Raw genomic sequence first — 22,487 nt, 5'->3', positions numbered from 1 at the left:
CCCGACGTCGGGCGGGCAACCGGTCCGGCAGAAAAAACGCGCAAGCGCCCCCGCCGCGCGGCGCGTGGCCGCGCGGGCGGGAAACGGATAGCGAAAAGCGGAATGCGTGAAGCGCAGGCGGCGTGCGGCCGCAAACAGCGCCCGGCGCGACGGTCGGGCGCGCGGCGTTCAGTCCCGCAGCACGGCGCGCAGCAGCGCGAGGCGCTGCTGGTATTCGCGGCGCGCCGCGAGCGCGTCGGCCATCGTCACGCGCACGAAGCGCGCGCGGTGGTTCGGCTGCATCTGGCCGATCAGGTCCATGTCGGCGCTGATGACCGTGCCGATCGTCGCATAGCCGCCGCCCGACACCGCATCGCGATGCAGGATGATCGGCTCGAGTCCGGCCGGCACCTGGATCGAGCCGATCGGGTAGCACGCGTCGACGATGTTCGACGGATCGGCGCCCGCGCCGAACGGCTGCTCGCGCGGCCGGAACTGCAGCGGGCGGCCGTTCCTGTAGCGATAGCCGATGCGATCCGCTTCGGGCGCGACCGTCCATTCGTCGTCGAAGAACGTCTGCGCCGATGCGTCGGTGAGGCGGTAGTGGTACAGGCCCGGCAGCACGCGCAGCTCGACCTGGCTGTCGAGCGGCCGGCTCACGGCCGCCGGCAGTTCGCGCCCCTCGCGGTGCGTGCCGTGCGCGGCGCCGATCGGCAGCCGGTCGCCTTTCTGCAGACGCCGGCCCGCATGGCCGCCGATCGCGCCGAGCGCATACGTCGAGCGGCTGCCGAGCACGACCGGCACGTCGATACCGCCCGCGACGGCGAGGTACGCGCGCGCGCCGCTCTTCACGTAGTTGAACGACAGCACGCTGCCGGCGCGGATCCGCAGCGCGACGTTGCAGCGCTGCCCGACGCCGTCGATCTTCGGCGTCATCTCGGCGCCGGTGACGGCGATCAGCGCGTCGACATGGAACATCAGCTCGGGGCCGAGCAGCGTGCATTCGAGCACGGCCGCCTGTTCGGGATTGCCGACGAGCAGGTTTGCCGCGCGCGACGCGTACTGGTCGAGCGCGCCCGACGGCGGAATGCCGACGTGGTAATAGCCTTGCCGGCCCGTGTCCTGGACCGATGTCGCGAGGCCGGGTTTCACGACCTCGATCACGTTGTGCGCGTCAGCTTGCATGCAGCACCTCGACGAGAGAGCGGTTGTACGCGTCGGGATCGCGCAGGAATGCGTCGAGCGAGAACTTGACGGGGCGCACGCGCAGGGAGAAGGTGCCGGCATCGACCGCCGCGACGGCGGCGTCGTACGCATCGCGGTCGATCGGCGTGAACTTCACGATGTCGCCGGGCCGGAAGAACACCATGAAATCGTGCAGGTAGTCGAGCCGCTGCGCGGGATCGAAGATCGGCGCCGGCGTCACGCCGAACATCTGGTAGCCACCCGCGCCGCGCACCGAATAGATGCAGCCGAAACAGCCGCCGTGGCCGACGGTGAGCTTCGGCGTGTCGGTGCGCGGCCGCAGGTATTTCGGCACTTCGAGCTGGCGCGCGCGCTCGACCATCTGGTACATGAACGGCAGGCCCGCGACGAAGCCGACCATCGACACGAACCATGGCGAGCCCGAATGCGCGGCGATGAATTCGTCGACGCTTTGCTTGCCGTTGATGCGCGCCGCATATTCGAGATCGGTTGACGACGGATCCTGGTGGCGCTCGCGAAACCGCATCAGCGTTTCATGCGTCCACGGATCGTTGTAGAGCACGGGTATCTCGACGATGCGCGTGTCGAGTTCGAGCGATGCTTCGCCGACGTCGGCCTCGACCGTCTTCAGCAGCGCGACGAGCGCGTCGGGATCGATCACGTCCGGGTCGTAGCGCACCTGGTACGACGCGTTCGCCGGACAGATCTCGGTGATGCCCGGCACCGCGCGCCGCTGCAGTTCGCGCGTGATTGCCGTGCCCTTGAAGAACGCGCCGAGCGACATGGCTTCGCCGATTTCGACGAACACGAACTCGTCGCCGCCGAACGTATAGCGGGTCGTCACAGGGCCTCCCCGACGCGCACGGCGTCCTCGGTTGCATGCTCGCGCGCGGCGTCCGTCGCGGCTTCGCGCCACTGCGGCATCCACGCTTCGAGAAAATTCGTGTGGTAGCGTCCGGCGCGCACGTCGTCGTCCGCGAGCAGCGCCACGTGCAGCGGCGCGGTGGTCTTCACGCCGCCGACGTGCAGTTCGCCGAGCGCGCGTGCGAGCCGTTGCAGCGCGGCCGCGCGGCTCTCGTCGTGCACGATCAGCTTCGCGAGCAGCGAATCGTAGAACGGCGGCACGACGTAGCCCGGATAGAGCAGCGAATCGACACGCACGCCGGGGCCGGTCGGCCACTCCAGTGCATCGATCCGGCCGGGATTCGGGCGGAAATCCTGCAGCGGGTCCTCTGCGTTGATCCGGCATTCGAGCGCCGCGCCGCGCATCGCGATGTCCTGCTGCGCGAAGCGCAGCGGTTCGCCGTCGGCGATGCGCAGCGTCTCGCGCACGAGATCGATGCCGGTGATCGCCTCGGTCACCGGATGCTCGACCTGGATGCGCGTGTTCATCTCGATGAAGTAGAACTCGCCGCGCGCGTCGTCGAACAGGTATTCGAGCGTGCCCGCGCTGCGATAGCCGACTTCGCGCGCAAGGCGCGTCGCCGATGCGCACAGCGCGTCGCGCTGCGCCGGCGTGAGCGATGGCGATGGCGCTTCCTCGAGAATCTTCTGGCGGCGGCGCTGCAGCGAGCATTCGCGCTCGAACAGGTGGACGACGTCATGCCCGTCGCCGAGCACCTGCACCTCGATGTGCCGGGCGCGCGCGATGAAGCGTTCGAGATAGACGCCGCCGTCGCCGAACGCGGCCTGCGCCTCGCGCTGCGCGAGCGGCAGCTCGGCGTCGAGCTGCGCGGCGTCGTGCGCGACGCGGAGGCCGCGCCCGCCGCCGCCCGCGGCCGCCTTGATCATGATCGGATAGCCGATGCGCGCGGCGACCGCGCGGGCCTCGTCGAGCGACTGCACGACGCCGTCGCTGCCGGGCACCGTCGGCACGTTCGCACGCCGCGCGGTGTCGCGGGCGCGCGCCTTGTCGCCCATCGTCGCGATCACCTGCGAATCCGGGCCGACGAAGATCAGCCCGGCCGCCTCGACCTGGGCGGCGAATGCGGCGTTCTCCGACAGGAAGCCGTAGCCCGGATGGATCGCGTCCGCACCGCATTGCCGCGCGGCGTCGAGGATCGCGGCAGGATTCAGATAGCTTTTCGCCGCATGCGACGAGCCGATGTGGATCGCCTCGTCGGCCATGCGCGCGGCGAGGCTGTCGCGGTCGGCGTCGCTGACCACGGCGACCGCGCGCATGCCGAGCTCGCGTGCCGCGCGAATCACGCGCACCGCGATTTCGCCGCGGTTCGCGACCAGCACGGTCTTGATCCGCGACGGGCGATAGAACGTGTCGGGGGAGGTTGCCGGCTTCATCGCGTCACCCCTCGATCCGCATCAGTACCTGGCCCGCGTCGACCGGTTCGCCGTCCTCGACGAGCAGCTCGACGACGCGGCCGGCCGCGTCGGCTTCGATCTCGGTGAACTGCTTCATCACTTCGACGAGGCCGACCACGGCGCCCGCGGCGACCGTCGCATCGACCGCGACGTAGTAGGCCGCATCGGGCGACGGGCGCCGGTAGAACGTGCCCGGCAACGGGCTGACGATATCGTGCAATGCCATCTGGCGTCTCCTTGAATCGGGTTCAGTGATGGGCGGCGAGCGGTCGCGGTCCCGCGGTCCGGATGCCTTCGCGGACCAGCGCATCGCGCGTCGCGCGGACGAGGTCGAGCGCGCCCGGCGTGTCGCTGTGGATGCAGACCGAATCGAAATCGATGTCGATGTCGTCGCCGTCGATCGTGCGCACCTTGCCGTCGATGCACGCGCGCAGCACCTTGTCGGCGATCTGCTGCGGGTCGAGGCGGCCGACGCGGCGCGTGAACACGATCGAGCCGCTGCGGTCGTAGTCGCGGTCGGCGTAGAACTCGCGGATCACCGGCTGTTCGTACTCCATTGCCACGCGATAGGTAACCGATGCTTCCATGCAGTACAGCCACAGGCCGGGGTCGACGCGCTGCAGCGTCTCGATCAGCAGCCGCGAGAACGCTTCATTGGATGCCGCATGCATGTAGAGCGCGCCGTGCGGCTTGACGTGCTGCAGGCTCACGCCGTTCAGGCGCGCGAATTCGCGTAGCGCGCCGAGCTGGTACAGGATGTCGTGGACGAGCGCCTGCGGCGTTTCGGTGATCGTGCGGCGGCCGAAGCCGACCAGATCGCGAAAGCCCGGATGCGCGCCGATGCCGACGCCGGCGTCGCGCGCGAGCTGCACCGTGCGCGCCATGATGTTCGGATCGCCGGCATGAAAGCCGGTGGCGATGTTCGCCGAGCTGATGAGCGGCATGATCTGCTCGTCGACGCCGTCGCCGATCGTCCACGGGCCGAAACCCTCGCCCATGTCGGAATTCAGGTCGACACTGTGCTTCCTCATACGGTTCGTTCCTCCAGGTTCTCCGGTCTCGTTTGCGCCGGGGCGCGGGCCGAAACCGTGTTGAACGCAGGTTAGCCGTGCGGGGTGCGTCAAAATAGTTCTATTTTTATATGCGACCGTATCGATTTTTCAGATATCGCGCGAATCGGCCGCGCAGCGCCGCCACAGGCCCGTGTGCGTGGGTCGGGCGGTCACGGATTGCCGCCGGCGGAGCGGTTGATATGATGTTTGCCGTGTGCCCATCAGTTTTCCACCGGACATGGCCCTGACTCTCAGACAGCTCAAGTACTTCGTCGCGACCGCCGAGCTCGGACAGATCTCGCAGGCCGCGATCCAGCTCACGATCTCGCAGTCGGCCGTGACGAGCGCCATCAAGGAGCTGGAGGACAGCCTCGGCACGCAGCTGTTCCTGCGCACGTCGGCGGGCGTGACGCTCACCGACACCGGGCGGCGCTTTCTCAATCACGCGTACACGATCCTGTCGTCGGTCGACGAGGCGATGCGGATCCCGAACCTCGAAAGCACGCTGACCGGCACGCTTGCGATCGCCGCGAGCTACACGGTGCTCGGCTACTTCCTGCCGCATCACGTGCTGCGGTTGAAGACGCTCTATCCGCGCCTGACGATCCACCTGCATGAACTGAACCGCGAGTCGATCGAGGAAGGGCTGATCGCGGGCCGCTACGACATGGCCGTGCTGCTTACGTCGAACGTGTCGAACCCGGCGCTCGTGCTGGAGCCGGTGATCCATTCGGTGCGCCGGCTGTGGGTCGGCGCGCATCATCCGCTGCTCAGGCGCGAGAGCGTCACGTTCGCGGAGGTCGCACACGAGCCGTTCGTGATGCTGACGGTCGACGAGGCCGGACAGACGGCGCTGCGCTACTGGAACGAGACGCCGTACCGGCCGAACGTGATCCTGCGCACGTCGTCGGTCGAGGCCGTGCGCAGCATGGTCGCGAACGGCAGCGGCGTCGCGATCCTGTCCGACATGGTGTATCGCCCGTGGTCGCTCGAAGGGCGGCGTATCGAGACGATCGTGCTGCGCGACCCGGTGCCGCCGATGAGCGTCGGCCTCGCGTGGCGCAAGAACATCGAGTTGAGCCCCGCGATGCACGCGGTGCGCGACTACTTCAGGCACACGTTCATGGAGCCGCGCGCGCTGGGCGGCGCGACCTGAGTGCGCGGCGAACCCGCATGAAAAAAGCCGGGACGCATCCCGGCTTTTTTCTGGTTCATCGCAGGAAACCGTGGAGCGTTTTCGAGCGATTGCATAATCTGACACATGATTTTAAGGATGTCGGAGGAAGCAATTGCTCGATCGAAAGGCACTTCAGGCGCTGGGCTGCTGGACCGGCTATCGGTTGGAACGGGTGGAATGGCCGCAAGGAGAAGAGCGCACGCTGTCGCTATATCTGAGGCCGGTCAGCAAGGTCATGTACTGCGAGCAATGCGGTGCACGCTGCCAGCAAATCCATGAGACGGTGGTTCGTCGAGTGCGCGATCTGCCGCTGTTCGAATATCGGGTGGTGCTGCACGTTCCCCGTCGCCGGGTCTGGTGCGAACACTGCGGCGGCCCGCGACTGGAGAAGCTGGCGTGGCTGGGCCGCTACCAGCGAGTGACGGAGCGGTTCGCCAAGGCTTGCGAGAAGTTGCTGCAAGCGGCCAGCGTACAAGCGGTGGCGGGCTTCTACGATCTGGGCTGGCACACGGTCAAATCGATCGACAAGATGCGCCTGCGAGCACGCGTGGCCGAGCCGGACTGGTCGACGATCCGCTATCTGGCGATGGACGAGTTCGCGCTGCACAAAGGCCATCGCTACGCCACGGTGGTGGTTGATCCGATCGGCCGGCAGGTGCTCTGGGTCGGGCCAGGACGTTCGCGCGAAACGGCGCGAGCCTTCTTCGAACAACTCCCTGAAGGCGTGGCCGAGCGTATCGAAGCAGTTGCGATCGACATGACCACGGCCTACGAGCTGGAGATCAAGGAACAGTGCCCGCAGGCGGAAATCGTCTTCGATCTGTACCACGTCGTGGCCAAGTACGGGCGCGAAGTGATCGACCGAGTTCGGGTGGATCAGGCCAACCAACTGCGAGATGACAAACCAGCGCGGAAGGTTCTGAAGTCCAGCCGCTGGCTGTTGCTGCGCAACCGCCATAACTTGAAACCAGAACAGGCGGTACACCTGAAGGAACTGCTGGCCGCCAATCAATCGCTGCTATGCGTCTATGTGCTGCGCGACGAACTCAAGCGGCTCTGGTTCTACCGAAAGCCAGCCTGGGCGGAAAAAGCCTGGGGGCAATGGTTCGAACAGGCCCAGCAAAGCGGGATTGCCGCCCTGCAAAAGTTCGCCCAGCGCTTGCAGGGGTATTGGCATGGAATCGTGACTCGCTGCCGCCATCCGCTCAATACCAGCGTTGTTGAAGGCATCAACAACACTATCAAGGTCATCAAGCGCAGGGCTTACGGGTACCGCGACGAGGAATACTTCTTCCTCAAGATCCGCGCCGCGTTCCCCGGAATTCCGCGATGAACCTTTTTTCTTCGGTGGACGAATCCGCCGTGCGTTGCGCTTACGCGCTGGCCGACATCGCGTCCGCGTCGCTCGCGCGGATGCCGAGGCGTTCGAACAGCGCGCGATCCTTCTGCGATTGCGGGTTGCTGGTCGTCAGCAGCTGGTCGCCGTAGAACATCGAGTTCGCGCCGGCGAGGAAGCACATTGCCTGCAGCCCGTCGTCGAGCTGCTCGCGGCCGGCCGACAGGCGCACGACGGCCTTCGGCATCGTGATGCGCGCAACCGCGATCGTGCGCACGAACTCGAACGGGTCGAGCGGCGCGGTGCCTTCGAGCGGCGTGCCTTCGATCGCGACGAGGTTGTTGATCGGCACCGAATCCGGATACGGGTTCAGGTTCGCGAGCTGCGAGATCAGGCCCGCGCGTTCGCGGCGCGATTCGCCCATCCCGATGATGCCGCCGCAGCACACGTTGATGCCGGCGTCACGCACGCGGTCGAGCGTGTCGAGGCGGTCCTGGTACGTACGCGTCGAGATCACCTGGCCGTAGAACTCCGGCGACGTGTCGAGGTTGTGGTTGTAGTAGTCGAGGCCTGCGGTCGCGAGCTGCTGCGCCTGCTCGTCTTCCAGCATGCCGAGCGTCATGCAGGTCTCGAGGCCGAGCTCCTTCACGCCGCGCACCATCTCGGTCAGCGCCGGCATGTGGCGCTCCTTCGGGTTGCGCCACGCGGCGCCCATGCAGAAGCGGCTCGCACCGTTCGCCTTCGCCGCGCGTGCGGCGTCGAGCACCGTGTCGACGTCCATCAGCTTTTCGGCCTTCAGGCCCGTGTCGTGATGCGACGACTGCGAGCAGTAGCCGCAATCTTCCTCGCATCCGCCCGTCTTGATCGACAGCAGCGTCGACAGCTGCACCGCGTTCGCGTCGAAGTGCTCGCGATGCACCTGTTGCGCGCGGAAGATCAGGTCGTTGAACGGCAGCGCGAACAGCGCGACGACGTCGGCGACGCGCCAGCGCTGCGGGGCCGGTGCGGCCACGGGAATCGCGTCGGGTTGCACGGCGGCGGTCTGGGCTTGGGTCATTTCGTTTTCCTGTCCTGGGCGGGAGTGGGGATTCGGTTGGGTCAGCGCTGCGCGGTGCGCAGCGACTCGACGAGCGCGTCGATGTCGAGCATCGCCGCGGCGGATTCGGGCGCGGCCGGCGCCATGTACGGAATGCGGCCGATCAGCGGTGCGCGGTGCTCGCGCGCGAGCCAGTCGCGCATTGTTGCGATGTTCTCGTCGGGGAACGACATGGCCGGGTCGACGTGGTTTGCCACCCAGCCTGCGAGCTTGAGGCCGCGTGCGGCAATCGCGTCGGCGGTGAGCAGCGCGTGGTTGATGCAGCCGAGCCGCACGCCGACCACGAGCACGACCGGCACGCCGAGCGCGACCGCGAGATCGGCCATGTCCTGCGTGTCGTTCATCGGCACGCGGAAGCCGCCGGCGCCTTCGACGACGACGATATCCGCGCGCGTCAGCGCTTCGCGGTGGCATGCGACGATCGTGTCGATGTCGAGCGTCACGCCTTCCTGCGCGGCGACGATGTGCGGCGCGGCCGGCGCCTTCAGCAGGAACGGCGTGCGCAGTTCGGGCGGCAGCACCACGTTCGAGGCCGCGTCGAGCTGGTCGGCATCCTCGTTGCGCCAGACGCCGTCGCGTTCGTACGCACCGGCCGCGACGGGCTTCAGCGCAGCCGCGCGCAGGCCGAGCTGCGCGAAGCCGTGCAGCATCGCGGCCGATACGAAGGTCTTGCCGATTTCGGTGTCGGTGCCGGTGACGAAGAGCGAGAGCGGGGCCGTCATGCTGCAGTCTCCCGCCGGGCCGCCCCAAGGGAGGCTGCAGCCCCCTCGGGGGGCAGCGAACGAGAGTGAGCGTGGGGGTGGTCCGGCTTCTCGCTGGCTTCGATCAATGCAGTCTCGAGCCGCGCGAGATCGTCGAACGAATGCGCGGCCGACAGCGACACGCGCAGTCGAGACGTGCCGGCCGGCACCGTCGGCGGCCGGATCGCGGGCACCCACAGGCCGTGCGCGTCGAGCGCGCGCATCGCCGCGAGCGTCGCGTCGTTGCTGCCGATCACGAGCGGCTGCACGGCCGTGTGCGAATCGACCGGCTGCCAGCGCGTGTTGCGCAGCAGCGCGCGGGTGCGCTCGATCAGCGCGGCGAGATGCGCGCGGCGCGCGTCGCCTTCGTCGCCCGCGATCACCTTCAGGCTGGCCGATACCGCATGTGCAACGGCGGGCGGTGCGGCCGTCGTGAAGATGTAGCTGCGCGCACGCTGGATCAGCCATTCGATCACGGTCTCGTGCGCGATGACGAAGGCGCCCGCGACGCCGGCCGCCTTGCCGAGCGTGCCGACGTAGACGAGATTCGGCGAACGCAGCGCGGCGGCCGCGAGCGCGCCGCGGCCCTGCGGGCCGAGCACGCCGAAGCCGTGCGCATCGTCGACGACGAGCCACGCGCCGTGGCGTTCGGCCAGCGCGACGAGTTCGGCGAGCGGCGCGAGGTCGCCGTCCATGCTGAACACGGTATCGCTGACGATCAGTTTCGTTTCGGCGTCGGACGCGTCGAGCAGCGCGGCGAGCGCGGCCGTGTCCGCATGCGGATAGACCTGCACGTTCGCGCGCGACAGCCGCATGCCGTCGATCAGCGATGCGTGGTTCAGCGCGTCGGAGAAGATCGTCGCGCCTTTGCCGGTCAGCGCAGTCATCGCGGCGAGGTTCGCCATGTAGCCGGTGCTGAAGTACAGCGCGCGCGGCGCGTCGGAGAAGCCGCCCGAGAAGCCCGCGAGTTCGTCCTCGAGCGTCGCGTGTGCGCGCGAATGGCCGCCGAGCAGGTGCGAGCCGCCGCTGCCGGAGCCGTAGCGCTGCGCACCTTCGCCGAATGCGGCGACGAGCGCCGGATGCGCGGCGAGGCCGAGGTAGTCGTTGCTCGCGAAGCCGACGATCTCGCGGCCGTCGACGGTCATGCGCGCGTCGCACGCGGTATCGGCGGTGCGTCGCACGCGGCGCAGCCCTTGCGCGTCGAGATCGGCGAGGCCGCGCTGCAGGGTGTCGAGCAGGCTCATCGTGCAATCTCCGCGAGCGTTGCGTCGAGCGTGTCGCGCGTGCGCTGCGCGAGCCATGCGATGTCGTCGTCGCTCATCACGTACGGCGGCATCAGGTACACGGTCGTGCCGATCGGGCGCAGCAGCAGCTCGCGTTCGAGCGCGCGTTCGAAGAAGCGCCGCGAGAAGCCGCGCGCCGCGTCGCCGTCGAGTGCGACGTCGAACGCGAACAACGTGCCGCGCTCGCGCAGGTGGCGCACTTGCGGATGCGTGTCGAGCGGCGCGAGCGCGGCGCGCATCGCGGCCGACTTGCGGGAATTTGCCGCGAGCACGTCGTCGCGCGCGAACAGGTCGAGCGTCGCGACCGCCGCGCGGCACGCGAGCGGGTTGCCGGTGTACGAATGCGAGTGCAGGAAGCCGCGCGTCGTGTCGTCGTCGTAGAACGCCGCGAACACGTCGTCGCGCGTGAGCACGAGCGACAGCGGCAGGTAGCCGCCGCTGATGCCTTTCGACAGGCACATGAAATCGGGCCAGACACCAGCCTGCTCGCACGCGAAGAAGGTGCCGGTACGGCCGCAGCCGACCGCGATCTCGTCGGCGATCAGGTGCACGCCAAATTCGTCGCACAGTGCGCGCAGGCCGCGCACGTACGACGGATCGTGCATGGCCATGCCGGCCGCGCACTGCACCAGCGGCTCGACGATCAGCGCGGCGATCCGGTCGCCGCGTTCGACGAACAGGCGACGCACGTCGGCGAGCGCGCGGCCCGCGACGTCGGCGGCCGTCTCGCCCGGCAGCGCGCCGCGCGCATCGGGCGACGCGACGACGTGCGCATGGCGGATCAGCGGGTCGTATGCGTCCTTGAACAGCGCGACGTCGGTCACGCCGAGCGCGCCGATCGTCTCGCCGTGATAGCTGTTCGCGACGCACACGAATTCCTGCTTGCCCGCGCGGCCGCGGTTGCGCCACGCGTGGAAGCTCATCTTCAGCGCGATCTCGACGGCGGACGCGCCGTCCGATGCGAAGAACGCATGGCCGAGCGTGCGCGCGGTGAGCGCGTGCAGCCGCTCGGCGAGCTCGATCGCGGGCTCGTGCGTGCAGCCGGCGAGCATCGCGTGTTCGAGCGTGTCGAGCTGGTCCTTCAGCGCCGCGTTGATGTCCGGGTTCGCATGGCCGAACAGGTTGACCCACCACGAGCTGATCGCGTCGAAGTAGCGGCGGCCGTCGCGGTCGTACAGCCATACGCCCGCACCGCGCGCGACGGGAACGAGCGGCAGGCGCTCGTGGTGCTTCATCTGGGTGCAGGGGTGCCAGACCGCGCGCAGGCTGCGCGCGACCCAGTCGTCGGTGGCTGGCGTACTCAAGGCAACTCCGGAGGGTAAAACGGCCGCGCGGCATCGACGGGATGCCGCGCGGCAGATACGAAAACGGGCTGAGATTAGCGTGTTCCGCGCGACGTTGCACTAGCGGTTACAAACACCGCAAAGCCTTACGGGGCGGGAGTTCGGCGCAGATCGGAGCGGCTCGGAACGGAACGGATCGGATGCCCGGAAATGACGGCAGATGACGACGTTCGAGTGAGACCCCCCGACAGAAAAAAATCGCGGGGCGGCATGCGGTGCGATCGCGAAAAATCGGGGATCGAAGGGGCGCGGCGGAGGGAAGCGATACCACGCGCGAAGGGTGGCGGCGGAATGGTCTGCGGAATCAGGCGCGGGAGTGGGCCGTCGAAATGGCAGACGATAGCGGGATGGCGCAAACGCGCATGCTGCGACGCGCGACGCGATCACGCACGGAAGAATGAGAAATGAGACGGGAAGCGGGAGCCGGGAACGGCAGCGAAATTGGCGCAGCGTATTACCCGCCGAGCGTCAGTGTCAGCGCGAAGCCAGCGCGGGCGTAGCGGTGTCGCGCGTATTGTCGTCGCCGTTGTCGGCCGTCTGCGTCGTGTTCCACACGACGCGGTCGTTGACCGCATACAGCCGGCACGCGCCCGCGCCTTGCTTCGCGCAGTTGTCGAGCGCGAGCGCCATCGGGTCGTCGCCGCCTTCGGCCCACGACCACGCGCCTTCCGACGACACCGCGAACGCGCGGCTTGGATGCTGGTTCAGGAAGCGGCGGTAGCCGTCACGGCCGGCTTCGTCGACATACGGCACCGCGTTGACCGCATCGATGGCCGCATAGCCGGTGGCTTTCGGTTCGTGCGGGTTCGCGACCGCATAGTGCACCGTGGTCGGCAGGTTCAGTTTCGCGAGGAACGCGTTGACGGCCGGCCACCAGATCGGCACGCCGTCGCGATCGACGATCAGCCGGTGCGCGTCGTCCTTGTAGCGGCCGAAATCGATGAACTGGGCCTGCGTGCCGTGCGACACGTACGCGTCGTGCATTTGCGCGACGAGCCCGGGCGTCCACACCGAATCGTTGTCGCCGTACAGCCACAGCGATTGCACGGCCGTGTGCGCGCCGTACTGGTCGAACGCGTCGACGAGGTTGCGCTGCCAGCCGTCGCACAGGTCCTGGCGCAGCCCGCCCGAGAAGTTGATGATGCCGCGCACGCCCGGTGCGGCTTCGGTGCCGTACGCGACCGACACGAGGCCGCCGTGCGACGTGCCGGCGACGACGATGCGCGACGCATCGACGTAAGACTGGCGCGACATGTAGCGCACCGTCGCGTCGACGTCGGCGGCCTGCGCGAGGCCGTTCTTCCCGACGTTGCAGCCTTCCTGCTGGTAGGTGCCGTCCGAGCCGGCGAAACCCTGGCGGTTCGGCGCGATCACCGCGTAGCCGCGGCGCACGAATTCGCGCGCGAACGCGAGCGGCCGGCTGCGCGGCTGCAGATGGAGATCGCCGGTGTTCTTGCCGTGGTTGAAGACGACGAGCGGGAACGGGCCGGGGCCATCCGGCTTGAAGAGGGTCGCTTCGAGCGTGACGGAGCCCGAAGCATTGGCCGGAATGCGGAGGATCTGTTCGTTGAGGTCGGCCGCGACCTGCGGCAGGTTCGCGTCGCTGTAATCGAAGCGCTCGGCGTGGGCGAGCGATCCGGTTGCCGTGCCGGCACCCGTATTCGCGTTCGGCAGCGTACCGGCCTGAGCGGCCGACAGCGCACAGGCCGCCATCCATCCCACCAATACCTTGCTGAACGCCATTCGTAAGCCCTGCCATGCAACATGACCAATTCGGGGTCATCGTAGCCCGACAAATTCGGGTTGTGCAATGCGGGAATTACCCGGCGTCTGACACAGCAACTATTTGTCAGCGTTCACTTACTTCACCGTCGACATAGCGCCAGAAACCCTGCTCGTCGCGCTCGAAACGGCTCGTCTCGTGGAGCCGGTAAGCGCGCCCGCCAACCTTGTAGCGGGCCACGAACTCAACCTCCGCGTGCCGTTCGTCGAGCGGCGCATGGCGTTTCACCGCGAGGCCGAGCCAGCGCGGCGCATCGGGCGCTTCGGGGTCGGTGTCGAGATCGGGCGGGCAGGTGCGCGCCGCCCACGTCGCGCGCAGGTAGTCGGTGGCGCCGAGCACGTACGCGCTGTACCGCGAGCGCATCAACTCGAGCGCGGTCGGCGCGGCGGCGCCGCCGTCGATGAAGCGGCCGCAGCAGGCCGCATAGCGGGGCGCCGGGGCTTTGCCGGCGGGAGCGGGGGACGCGCCGCCGCACGGGCACGCGTCAGGTCGGGTCAAAATCATGCGAAACGGGAATTAACGACGCCGGGTTGTCGGTTCGGCTCACCAGCTCAGCTCGATGCCGTCGTACTGGAAGAAACGGCCGTTGGCCTGCGACACGTCCGCGTTGGCTTCGGCGATCACGCGGCGCATGCCGGTCACGCTGGTTTCCGGATCGATCGCGGCCTGCGCGCCGCCCATGTCGGTGCGCACCCAGCCGGGATGGAGCGAGATGCACGCGGCGTGACGCGTCTGCAGCGACGCGATGCGCAGCACGTCGTTCAGTGCGGCCTTGCTCGCGCGATACAGCCAGCCGGTGGTGCCGGTCGCCTCGGCGATGCTGCCCATCCGGCTCGACACGACGGCCAGCACGCCGCGCGCATCCTCGACGAGCGGCAGCAGGATCGGCAGCAACTGCATCGGTCCGCGCACGTTCGTGTGCATCACCGCGTCGAAATCCTCGGCGGTGATCGTCTCGACGCCTTCGGTGCGTGGCCCGTAGACGCCCGACACGAGCACGGCCGCATCGAGCCGCTCGCCGTCGAGCTTCCAGCCGAGCGCGGCGATCTGCTCCGGCTGAGCGATGTCGAGCGCATGCGCTTGCGCGCCGAGCGCGTGCAGTTCGGTGAGCGACGCTTCGTCGCGCGCGGTGGCGATCACGTTCCAGCCGTCGCGCCGGTATTGCCTGACGAATTCGCGGCCGAGGCCGCGCGATGCGCCGACGATCAGTACGGTTTTCATGCCCGTCGCTCCTTTCCTGGGCACCGCCGTGGCGGCGGTGCCGGTGTCAGATCCGTTCGATGCGTGTCGTGGCGGCCTCGCCGCAGCAGCGGCAGCAGCGTGACGTTACTGCGCGTCCCCGCACGGCTTCAGCGTGTCGGCGACTGCCTGCGCGACGCCGTCGAGCCGCGCGGCGTCCGCCGCGACCATGTCGTTGTCGGGCGCATGCTCGCCGCGTGCGGTGAGCGCGGCAACGCAGCGCTTGTAGGTTTCGTCGAGCGCGTCGAAGCTCGACACGGCCATCCCGAGGTTGCGCATCCGCCCGTCGTGCACGCCGTACACGAGCCCGTGCACGGTGAGCGACTGGCCGCGCGCCCACGCGTCGTTGACGATCGTCGTGCGGCACACGTTGACGACCTGCTCGATCGAATTCAGTTCGATCAGGCGGCGATAACGCGCTTCGCCCACCGGCCATTCGTCGAGCAGCGCCGCGTGGCGCTCGCGCACGTCCTGCACGTGATGCAGCCAGTTGTCCGCGAGGCCGACGCGCCGGTTGTGCAGCGCTGCGTTCACGCCCGAGCAGCCGTAGTGGCCGACGACCATGATGTGCTTCACGCGCAGGATGTCGACCGCGAACTGGATCACCGACAGGCAGTTCAGGTCGCTGTGCACGACGACGTTCGCGATGTTACGGTGCACGAACACTTCGCCCGGCGGCAGGCCGATGATCTGGTTCGCGGGCACGCGCGAATCCGAGCAGCCGATCCACAGATATTCGGGCGCCTGCTGGTCGGCGAGGCGCGTGAAGAATTCGGGATCGTCGGCGAGCTTGCGTTTGACCCAGGCGTCGTTGTTGTCGAACAGGTGTGAAAGCGGGTTGTCTTGGGTGTTCATCGGTGTGGATTCCGTGTGCGGAAATCAGGTCGATATCGGATTCGGTGTCACCGGCGTCAGGCGGCGCGCTGCGCGTCGCCTTCGCCGTCGTTCTGGTCCGCCGCGCCGAAGCGCGCCGGATAGCGTGCGCTGAAGCGCAGCGCCGCGTCGTACGGATAAAAATCGGGCAATTCGCCCTGCAGCAGCTTGTCCTTGCTTGCCTGCCACAGCGCGGGATCGAAAAAGTCCGCGTGATGCTTCATGAAGACCCCTCGCACGCGTGGGTCGCCGAGCAGGAACGGCCCGTAGGTCTCCGGAAAGATGTCGTGCGGGCCGACGGTATACCACGGTTCGCCGGACAGCTCGTCTTCCTCGTTGCGCGGCGGCGGCACGCGGCGCACGTTGCAGTCGGTCAGGTACTCGATCTCGTCGTAGTCGTAGAACACGACGCGGCCGTGGCGCGTGACGCCGAAGTTCTTGTACAGCATGTCGCCGGGGAAGATGTTCGCCTTCATCAGCTCCTTCACCGCGTTGCCGTATTCCTTCACGCCGTGCTCGATGTCCGCGTCGGTGCCGTTCTGCAGGTACAGGTTGAGCGGCGTCATCCGGCGCTCGATATACAGGTGCTTGATCACGAGATTGTCGTCCTCGTATTCGAGCAGCGACGGCACTTCCTTCTCCAGCTCGCGCACCAGCGCGTGGTCGAGCCGCGCGAGCGGCAGCGCGACGCTCGAATACTCGAGCGTGTCGGCCATCCGCCCGAGGCGGTCGTGGCGCTTCACGAGCTGGTACTTCTCCATGATCTGCGCGCGCGTCGTTTCCTTCGGCGGCGGGAAGTGATCCTTGATGATCTTGAACACGTACGGGAACGACGGCAGCGTGAACACGAGCATCACGAGGCCCTTGATCCCGGGCGCGATGATGAAGCGGTCGCTCGAATGCGACAGGTGGTGCAGCAGGTCGCGGTAGAACAGGTTCTTGCCCTGCTTCTGCAGGCCGACCGACGTGTAGATTTCCGCCTTCGGCTTGCCGGGCATGATCGTGCACAGGAAGTCGACGTACGCGGACGGCACGCCCATGTCGACGAGGAAATACGAGTGCGAGAAGCTGAAGATGATCTGCAGCAGGTCGCGGCGCAGCAGCACGGTGTCGAGCGCGAGCAGGCCCGGGCGCACGTGGCGGATCGGCACCGCGAACGGCAGCACGCGGTCGGCGTTGATGATGCGCCCGACGATGTACGCGCTCTTGTTGCGGAAGAACAGCGACGACAGCACGTGGATCTGGAAATTCGGCGCTTCGTCGAAGTGGCCGAATTCGTCGTCGATCGCCTGCATCACGCACGCGATGTCGCGCGTGAGATCCTCGAACGCCGGTTCGAGCTGGAAGTTCGTGACGATGCGCTCGAGCGTGACCGCGAGCCCGTCGGTGCCCGGATAGTACGCACGGTAGGTCGGTTTCGCGGCCGGCTCGTCGTTCTCGAGATATTCGGTCGAGATCGCCGGGCGCACGAAGATGAAATCGTTGCTGAAGTACGAGCGGTGCAGGATCTTGCAGCACACCGAATTGAAGAACGTTTCCGCGCACTCGGGCTGGCGGTGCGACGTCAGCAGGCCGATGTAGTGCAGCTTGATCTGCTGCCAGACCTCGTCGTCGATGTTCTCCGCGTCGTATTCGTCCTCCAGCCACTCGACGCATTCCTGCACGCGTTCGTCGTACGACGTAATCCGCTCGCGCGCGAGCCGCTGCAGCCCGTGCCAGTCGGCGCGCTCGTACAGCGTCTTCGCCTCGACGGCCGCTTCGCGGAAGATCCGGTAGTGGCGGTCGAAGTTTTCGAGCATCGTCTGCGCGACGTCGAAACCGATCTGCGAAGACAGCAGTTTGGGGAAGTGATTCATCGCGTGCAGGCTCGTTCGGGAGGGGCTGTAAGCACTCGCCATTTTAGCGCCCAAGTCGGCGTTTCAATGACTTTAGCGGGGACGCACCGGCGGTCGTCAGTCGGCGCGTTATTCGCCGTTGGGGGCTGTTCGGTGCATCTTCGCGTAAAGATACGGGTACGGAACCGATTCTGACACGAACTTTTTTTGACGGGCCGGCTGCCGCCGGGCACGCGTTCCGTGCGACGGCGATAGAATCGACGGATCGCCCGCCGCGGCCTGCCGCCGGCGCGCATTCGCACCGATAACGACGAGACGCCCCACCGATGAACGCACTGGAACACCAACTCGACTATCCCTTCGCCGACACGCTGCCCGCCGCGGGCGACACGTTCGAGGTCGCGCCCGGCGTGCGCTGGCTGCGCATGCCGCTGCCGTTCTCGCTCGACCACATCAACCTGTGGCTGCTGCGCGACGAGATCGACGGGCAGGCCGGCTGGACGATCGTCGATTGCGGGATCTCGTCGGACGCGATCCGTACGCACTGGGAACAGATCTTCGACACGCATCTCGACGGCCTGCCGGTGCTGCGCGTGCTCGTCACGCACTGCCACCCCGATCACTTCGGCCTCGCGAACTGGCTATGCGAAGGCGGCGACCGGGGCCGCTGGAACGTGCGGCTGTGGATGACGCTCGGCGAGTACATGTTCGGCTGCCTGATGGCGGCCGGCAACGGCTCGAACGCGGGCGGCGCGGCGGCCGCCGATCACTTCGCGCGCCACGGGCTGACCGATCCCGCCGCGCTCGACAAGCTGCGCAACCGCCGCAACTACTACTCGGATCTCGTGCCGGCCGTGCCGCCGCGCTACCGGCGCCTGCGCGAAGGCGACGCGGTGACGATCGGCACGCGCACGTGGCGCGTCGTCACCGGCTTCGGCCATTCGCCTGAACATTGCGCGCTGCACAGCGAGGCGGACGACGTGCTGATCTCCGGCGACATGGTGCTGCCGCGCATCTCGACCAACGTGTCGGTGTTCGACCTCGAACCGGAAGCGAATCCGCTCGCGCTGTACCTGCAGTCGCTCGGCCGCTACGAGACGATGGCGCCCGACACGCTCGTGCTGCCGTCGCACGGCAAGCCGTTCCGCGGCGTGCGCACGCGCATCGCGCAACTGCGTGCGCACCACGACGCGCGGCTCGACGAAGTGCGCGTCGCGTGCGCGGAGCAGCCGACGAGCGCGGCCGATATCGTGCCGATCATGTTCCGCCGCCGCGAGCTCGATATCCACCAGATGACGTTCGCGCTCGGCGAGGCGCTCGCGCACCTGAACCTGCTGTGGCTCGCGGGCGAACTCGTGCGCGAGCAGGGCGACGACGGCGTGCTGCGATTCCGCACCGCCCGCTGATACCGCTTCGTTCTCCTCACACGACGGGTTCGTAACGCCACCCGTCGTGATGCCATTGCATCGTGTGCGTCGGTGCGAGCGCCGCGAGAAACGCGGTGTCGTGCGACGCGACCACGATCGCGCCCGGGAAGCCGGCCAGGGCGGCTTCGATCGCGCGCACCGATTCCAGATCGAGGTGATTGGTCGGCTCGTCGAGCAGCAGCAGTTGCGCAGGCGTGCCGCGCCACAACGCGCATGCGAGTGCGGCCTTCAGCCGTTCGCCGCCGCTCAGCTGCCGCGCCGGCTGCGTCGCGCGCGCCGCGTCGAGCTGCAACAGCGCGAGACGGCTGCGCAGGTCGCCTTCGGCGAGCGGCGTATCGAGCAGCCCGAGCTGCTCGACAATCGAGCGCTCGGGATCGAGCAGCGCGAGCCGCTGGTCGAGATACGCGGCGCTCACGTGCGTCGTGCATGCGCCTGAACGCGGTGCGAGCTCGCCCGCGAGCATCCGCAGCAACGTCGATTTGCCGCAGCCGTTCGGGCCCGTCAGCGCGATGCGCACGGCGCCGCTCGCCGACCACGTGATCGTTTCGGCGTCGCCCGCGACGCGCCACGGCAGTTGCGCGTGTTCGAGCGCGAACAGCTGGCGCCGCGCGCTGACCTCGGTGCCCGGCAGCGACACGAGCACGGGCGCATCGGCTTCGACGCGTGCGGCGGCCTGCTGCACGCGTTCGTCGAGCGTCGCCTTGAACGTGTCCTGACGACGCCGAACCTGCCCCATGATGTGGCGCGCCGCACCCTTGCGGCTCTGTTTCGCCATCGACGACAAGTTGGCCGTCTTTGCGTCGCGCAGCGAGCCGGCCGCGTGGCGCTGGATCGTGTCGTGTTCCTGTTCGAGCCTGCGCCTGACGCGCCCGCGCTCGGTGCGGGCATGATCGAGTGCCGCGTGCGCTGCATCCTGTTCGGCGTCTCGCTGCGCGCGGTAGAGCGCGTAGTTGCCGCCGTACGAGCGCGCGCCGTGCGGTGTCAGTTCGACGATCCGTTGCACGCCGGCGAGCAGCGCACGGTCGTGGCTCACGATGACGAGGCCGCCGCGCCAGCCGTCGAGCGCCGCGCGCAGCCACGCGCGGCCCGGCGCGTCGAGATGATTGGTCGGTTCGTCGAGCACGAGCAGGCCGGCGCCGGACAGCAACGCGCCGATCAGCGCGACGCGCGCGAGCTGGCCGCCGCTCAGCGCCTGCGCGGGCGTGGCGGGCTGCACGTCGTACAGGCCGGCCGCGTCGAGCGCCGCGCGCAACTGCTCGGCGAGATTCCAGCGCTCGCCGATCAGGTCGAAGTCGTGCTGCTCCGCGCGGCCGTGGGCGAGTCGCGCAAGCGCGCCGAGCGGCGCATCGAGCGCGGCGATTTGCGCGACGGTGCGCGGGCCGGCCGACGCATCGTCGTGCTGCTGCGCGACGTAGACGACCGGCGTGTGCCGGTCGATCGTGCCCGAGCTCGGCGCGCGGCGGCCCGCGATCAGCTGCGCGAGCAGGCTCTTGCCGATGCCGTTGCGCCCGACGATGCCGGTCGGTGTGCGGTCGATGGAAAGGTCGAGCGAATCGAACAGCGTGACGCCGTCGTCGAAGCGAAAGGAAACGTGATGAAGCGCGACGAGCGCGCCGGTCGGCGTGGCAGCAGCCATAAGCACCTCCGAAAATGCGTGAAGACCTTCGCGCGGCGTGCGTGGCACGGCGGCGAAAACATTTTGGGAAGGCTTAGTTGTTCACTTTGGCTGGCGTCCGGTATGAGGAATAGGCGCGGAGTGTAGCAAGCGCCGCACGCGGGCCGCAAGCGACGGGCGCGCACGCCGTCGCTTGCGCGCCACGCGTGCTTACTGCACGGAGACCGTCGTGAAGTTCTGTCGTCCGAACGGGCTCACGTGATAGCCGCTCACGTTCGTGCGCGTGAGCGCGGCCGCGGTCGGGTAGCCGAGCGGGATCCACAGCGCCTGGTCGTGGATGATCTTCTGCGCGGCTTCGTACAGCTTCGCGCGCTTGGCCTGGTCGGCGGTCGACTTGCCGTCGGCGATCAGCTTGTCGAGCTGCGCGTCGCAGAAGCGCGCGAAGTTGATGCCCGATTTCACCGCGTTGCAGCTGAACAGCGGCGACAGGTAGTTGTCCGGATCGCCGTTGTCGCCGGCCCAGCCCATGAACAGCATGTCATGCTGGCCGAGCTTCGCCTGCTTGATCAGCTCGCCCCATTCGATCACCTTCACGTCGGCCTTCACGCCGATCTTCGCGAGGTCGGCCTGCAGCAGCTCCGCGCCGACCTTCGGGTTCGGGTTCAGCACGCTGCCGGTCGGGCGCGTCCAGATCGTCGTCGAGAAGCCGTTCGGGAAGCCGGCCTGCGCGAGCAGCTGCTTTGCCTTCGCGGGATCGTACGCATACGGCGAGACGTCCTTCGCGTAGCTCCACGTGTTCGGCGGATACGGGTTGTTCGCGGCCGTCGCGGTGTTGTCGAACACGACCTTCAGGTAGGTCGCACGGTCGAACGCGAGGTTCAGCGCCTCGCGCACCTTGTCGTTGTCGAGCGGCTTTTTCTGCGTGTTAAGCGCGACGAACGCGGTCATGAACGCAGGTGTCTGCACGACCTTCAGCGCGCTTTCGCCCTTCGCGGCGAGCACGTCCTGCGGCTTCGGCGACAGCGCGATCTGGCATTCGCCGGCCTTCACCTTCTGCAGTCGCACCGACGGGTCGGGCGTGATCGCATAGATCAGCCGGTCGACCTTCGGCTTCGTGCCCCAGTACGTCGGGTTCACGTCATAGCGGATCAGCGCGTCCTTCGTATAGCTCTTCAGCACGAACGGGCCCGTGCCGACCGGCTTCGCGTTCAGGTCGGCCTGCTTGCCGGCCTTCAGCAACTGGTCCGCGTATTCGGCCGAGTAGATCGACGCGAAGCCCATCGTCAGGATCGGCACGAACGTCGCGTTCGGCTCGTTCAGCACGAACTTCACCGTGCTGTCGTCGACCTTCGTGACCGACTTCACGAGCTTCACGAGGCCCATCGACTGCGCGTGCGGGAAGCCGCTCGCGCCGGCCACCTTGTGCCACGGGTTCGCATCGTCGAGCATCCGGCTGAACGTGAACACGACGTCGTCCGCGTCGAGCGCGCGGCCCGGCTTGAAGGTGTCGGTGGTCTGGAACGCGACGTTCGGGCGCAGGTGGAACGTGTAGGTGAGGCCGTCGGCGCTGGCGTCCCATTTGTCGGCGAGCGCGGGCACGACCTTTTTCGCGGCTTCGTCGTACGACACGAGCGTGTTGAAGATCACGTCGGCCGACGCGTTGGTCGTGACGAGCGAGTTGTACTGTACGACGTCGAAGCCGTCCGGGCTCGATTCCGTGCAGACGGTGAGCGGCTTGGCGGCGGCGAGGCCGGGGGCGGCGAGTGCGGCGGCGACCGCGGCCGCGGCGAACAGCTTGACGTGCATAGGATCTCCCACGTGGCTTGTGTTTTTTGCTGGGTAACGGGATGCGGGCGCGGCCCGGAAGCGGATAGGGCCGGCGCGGCTGACGAATAGCATACCGTCAAAGCATGCGACGCGTGAAAAAAGGCGCCGGAACGCGGCGAATTGGCCGACAAACGGCTGCGTTCGCGACGGAACGGGTGTTGATGCGGCGGCGGGTGCCGCGGTGGCGGCGTGAGAGGTGGGAGAGGCGGGAGAGGCGGGAGAGGCGGGAGAGGCGGGAGAGGCGGGAGAGGCGGGAGAGGCGGGAGAGGCGGGAGAGGCGGGAGAGGCGGGAGAGGCGGGAGAGGCGGGAGAGGCGGGAGAGGCGGGAGAGGCGGGAGAGGCGGGAGAGGCGGGAGA

19 protein-coding genes are annotated in these 22,487 nt (G+C 67.8%); 3 read left to right on the top strand and 16 right to left on the bottom strand.

Annotated features, from left to right (window positions below; translation table 11 throughout):
• Window positions 1–168: 168 nt before the first annotated feature.
• From ACN22W_RS16295 to ACN22W_RS16275, 5 genes are read right to left on the bottom strand one after another with little or no spacing between them, the layout of a single operon-like run.
• The gene (locus tag ACN22W_RS16295) at window positions 169–1,164 is read right to left on the bottom strand and encodes a biotin-dependent carboxyltransferase family protein (protein WP_419685405.1); all 996 of its coding nucleotides are present in this window, start codon (window positions 1,162–1,164) and stop codon (window positions 169–171) included.
• Complete coding sequence (locus ACN22W_RS16290) at window positions 1,154–2,029, bottom strand: 5-oxoprolinase subunit B family protein (RefSeq protein WP_419685404.1); 876 nt, start codon at window positions 2,027–2,029, stop codon at window positions 1,154–1,156. Before ACN22W_RS16290 ends, ACN22W_RS16295 begins: the two co-directional genes overlap by 11 nt.
• Window positions 2,026–3,483 carry an acetyl-CoA carboxylase biotin carboxylase subunit gene (locus ACN22W_RS16285; RefSeq protein WP_419685403.1) on the bottom strand — a complete coding sequence of 486 codons (1,458 nt, stop codon included), beginning with the start codon at window positions 3,481–3,483 and terminating at the stop codon, window positions 2,026–2,028. Before ACN22W_RS16285 ends, ACN22W_RS16290 begins: the two co-directional genes overlap by 4 nt.
• Window positions 3,484–3,487: 4 nt before the next feature.
• A complete protein-coding gene (locus ACN22W_RS16280) occupies window positions 3,488–3,730 on the bottom strand; it encodes an acetyl-CoA carboxylase (protein ID WP_129513097.1) in 243 nt (80 codons plus the stop codon).
• A 22-nt stretch (window positions 3,731–3,752) separates the two neighbouring features.
• Entirely contained in the window at window positions 3,753–4,535 is a 783-nt protein-coding gene (locus tag ACN22W_RS16275) for a 5-oxoprolinase subunit PxpA (RefSeq protein WP_419685402.1), read from the bottom strand.
• A 259-nt stretch (window positions 4,536–4,794) separates the two neighbouring features.
• Here ACN22W_RS16275 and ACN22W_RS16270 point away from each other — a divergent pair, with 259 nt between their 5' ends.
• Both ACN22W_RS16270 and ACN22W_RS16265 read left to right on the top strand, forming a co-directional pair.
• Window positions 4,795–5,712, top strand: a complete 918-nt coding sequence (locus ACN22W_RS16270) for a LysR family transcriptional regulator (protein WP_419685401.1) — start codon at window positions 4,795–4,797, stop codon at window positions 5,710–5,712.
• Window positions 5,713–5,845: 133 nt separating this feature from the next.
• Window positions 5,846–7,066 (top strand): ISL3 family transposase, encoded by a 1,221-nt coding sequence (locus ACN22W_RS16265; RefSeq protein ID WP_419684184.1) that lies wholly within the window; start codon window positions 5,846–5,848, stop codon window positions 7,064–7,066.
• 40 nt (window positions 7,067–7,106) lie between these two features.
• Here ACN22W_RS16265 and bioB read toward each other — a convergent pair whose 3' ends face one another.
• From bioB to aceK, 9 genes are all read right to left on the bottom strand, one after another.
• Window positions 7,107–8,126 (bottom strand): biotin synthase BioB, encoded by a 1,020-nt coding sequence (bioB, locus tag ACN22W_RS16260; RefSeq protein WP_419685400.1) that lies wholly within the window; start codon window positions 8,124–8,126, stop codon window positions 7,107–7,109.
• Window positions 8,127–8,167: 41 nt separating this feature from the next.
• Window positions 8,168–8,887 (bottom strand): dethiobiotin synthase, encoded by a 720-nt coding sequence (gene bioD / locus ACN22W_RS16255; RefSeq protein ID WP_419685399.1) that lies wholly within the window; start codon window positions 8,885–8,887, stop codon window positions 8,168–8,170.
• Window positions 8,884–10,149: an 8-amino-7-oxononanoate synthase gene (gene bioF, locus ACN22W_RS16250; RefSeq protein WP_419685398.1), complete on the bottom strand. Its 1,266-nt coding sequence runs from the start codon at window positions 10,147–10,149 to the stop codon at window positions 8,884–8,886. The genes bioD and bioF overlap by 4 nt, the downstream gene beginning before the upstream one ends.
• Window positions 10,146–11,492: an adenosylmethionine--8-amino-7-oxononanoate transaminase gene (bioA, locus tag ACN22W_RS16245; RefSeq protein ID WP_419685397.1), complete on the bottom strand. Its 1,347-nt coding sequence runs from the start codon at window positions 11,490–11,492 to the stop codon at window positions 10,146–10,148. The genes bioF and bioA overlap by 4 nt, the downstream gene beginning before the upstream one ends.
• Before the next feature lie 513 nt (window positions 11,493–12,005).
• On the bottom strand, window positions 12,006–13,274 hold the full coding sequence (locus ACN22W_RS16240) for a dienelactone hydrolase family protein (protein WP_419685396.1): 1,269 nt from the start codon (window positions 13,272–13,274) through the stop codon (window positions 12,006–12,008).
• 106 nt (window positions 13,275–13,380) lie between these two features.
• Complete coding sequence (locus ACN22W_RS16235) at window positions 13,381–13,818, bottom strand: YchJ family protein (protein ID WP_419685395.1); 438 nt, start codon at window positions 13,816–13,818, stop codon at window positions 13,381–13,383.
• A 39-nt stretch (window positions 13,819–13,857) separates the two neighbouring features.
• Entirely contained in the window at window positions 13,858–14,535 is a 678-nt protein-coding gene (locus ACN22W_RS16230; RefSeq protein ID WP_129513088.1) for an SDR family oxidoreductase, read from the bottom strand.
• A gap of 105 nt (window positions 14,536–14,640) precedes the next feature.
• Window positions 14,641–15,408, bottom strand: a complete 768-nt coding sequence (gene can / locus ACN22W_RS16225; protein ID WP_412022938.1) for a carbonate dehydratase — start codon at window positions 15,406–15,408, stop codon at window positions 14,641–14,643.
• A 56-nt stretch (window positions 15,409–15,464) separates the two neighbouring features.
• The gene (gene aceK / locus ACN22W_RS16220) at window positions 15,465–17,282 is read right to left on the bottom strand and encodes a bifunctional isocitrate dehydrogenase kinase/phosphatase (protein ID WP_419685394.1); all 1,818 of its coding nucleotides are present in this window, start codon (window positions 17,280–17,282) and stop codon (window positions 15,465–15,467) included.
• Between the two features lie 305 nt (window positions 17,283–17,587).
• Between aceK and ACN22W_RS16215 the strand changes: the two genes are divergently transcribed.
• Window positions 17,588–18,667: an MBL fold metallo-hydrolase gene (locus ACN22W_RS16215; RefSeq protein ID WP_193099228.1), complete on the top strand. Its 1,080-nt coding sequence runs from the start codon at window positions 17,588–17,590 to the stop codon at window positions 18,665–18,667.
• A gap of 16 nt (window positions 18,668–18,683) precedes the next feature.
• Here the strand turns inward: ACN22W_RS16215 and ACN22W_RS16210 are convergent, their stop codons facing one another.
• The gene (locus ACN22W_RS16210) at window positions 18,684–20,324 is read right to left on the bottom strand and encodes an ABC-F family ATP-binding cassette domain-containing protein (protein ID WP_419685393.1); all 1,641 of its coding nucleotides are present in this window, start codon (window positions 20,322–20,324) and stop codon (window positions 18,684–18,686) included.
• 189 nt (window positions 20,325–20,513) lie between these two features.
• Window positions 20,514–22,109 carry an ABC transporter substrate-binding protein gene (locus tag ACN22W_RS16205; protein ID WP_412022942.1) on the bottom strand — a complete coding sequence of 532 codons (1,596 nt, stop codon included), beginning with the start codon at window positions 22,107–22,109 and terminating at the stop codon, window positions 20,514–20,516.
• Between the last annotated feature and the right edge of the window lie 378 nt (window positions 22,110–22,487).

The organism is Burkholderia theae, assembly GCF_048565265.1.
In the GTDB taxonomy this organism is placed as follows: Bacteria; Pseudomonadota; Gammaproteobacteria; order Burkholderiales; family Burkholderiaceae; genus Burkholderia; species Burkholderia theae.
This window is presented reverse-complemented; position numbering and strand designations above follow the sequence as displayed.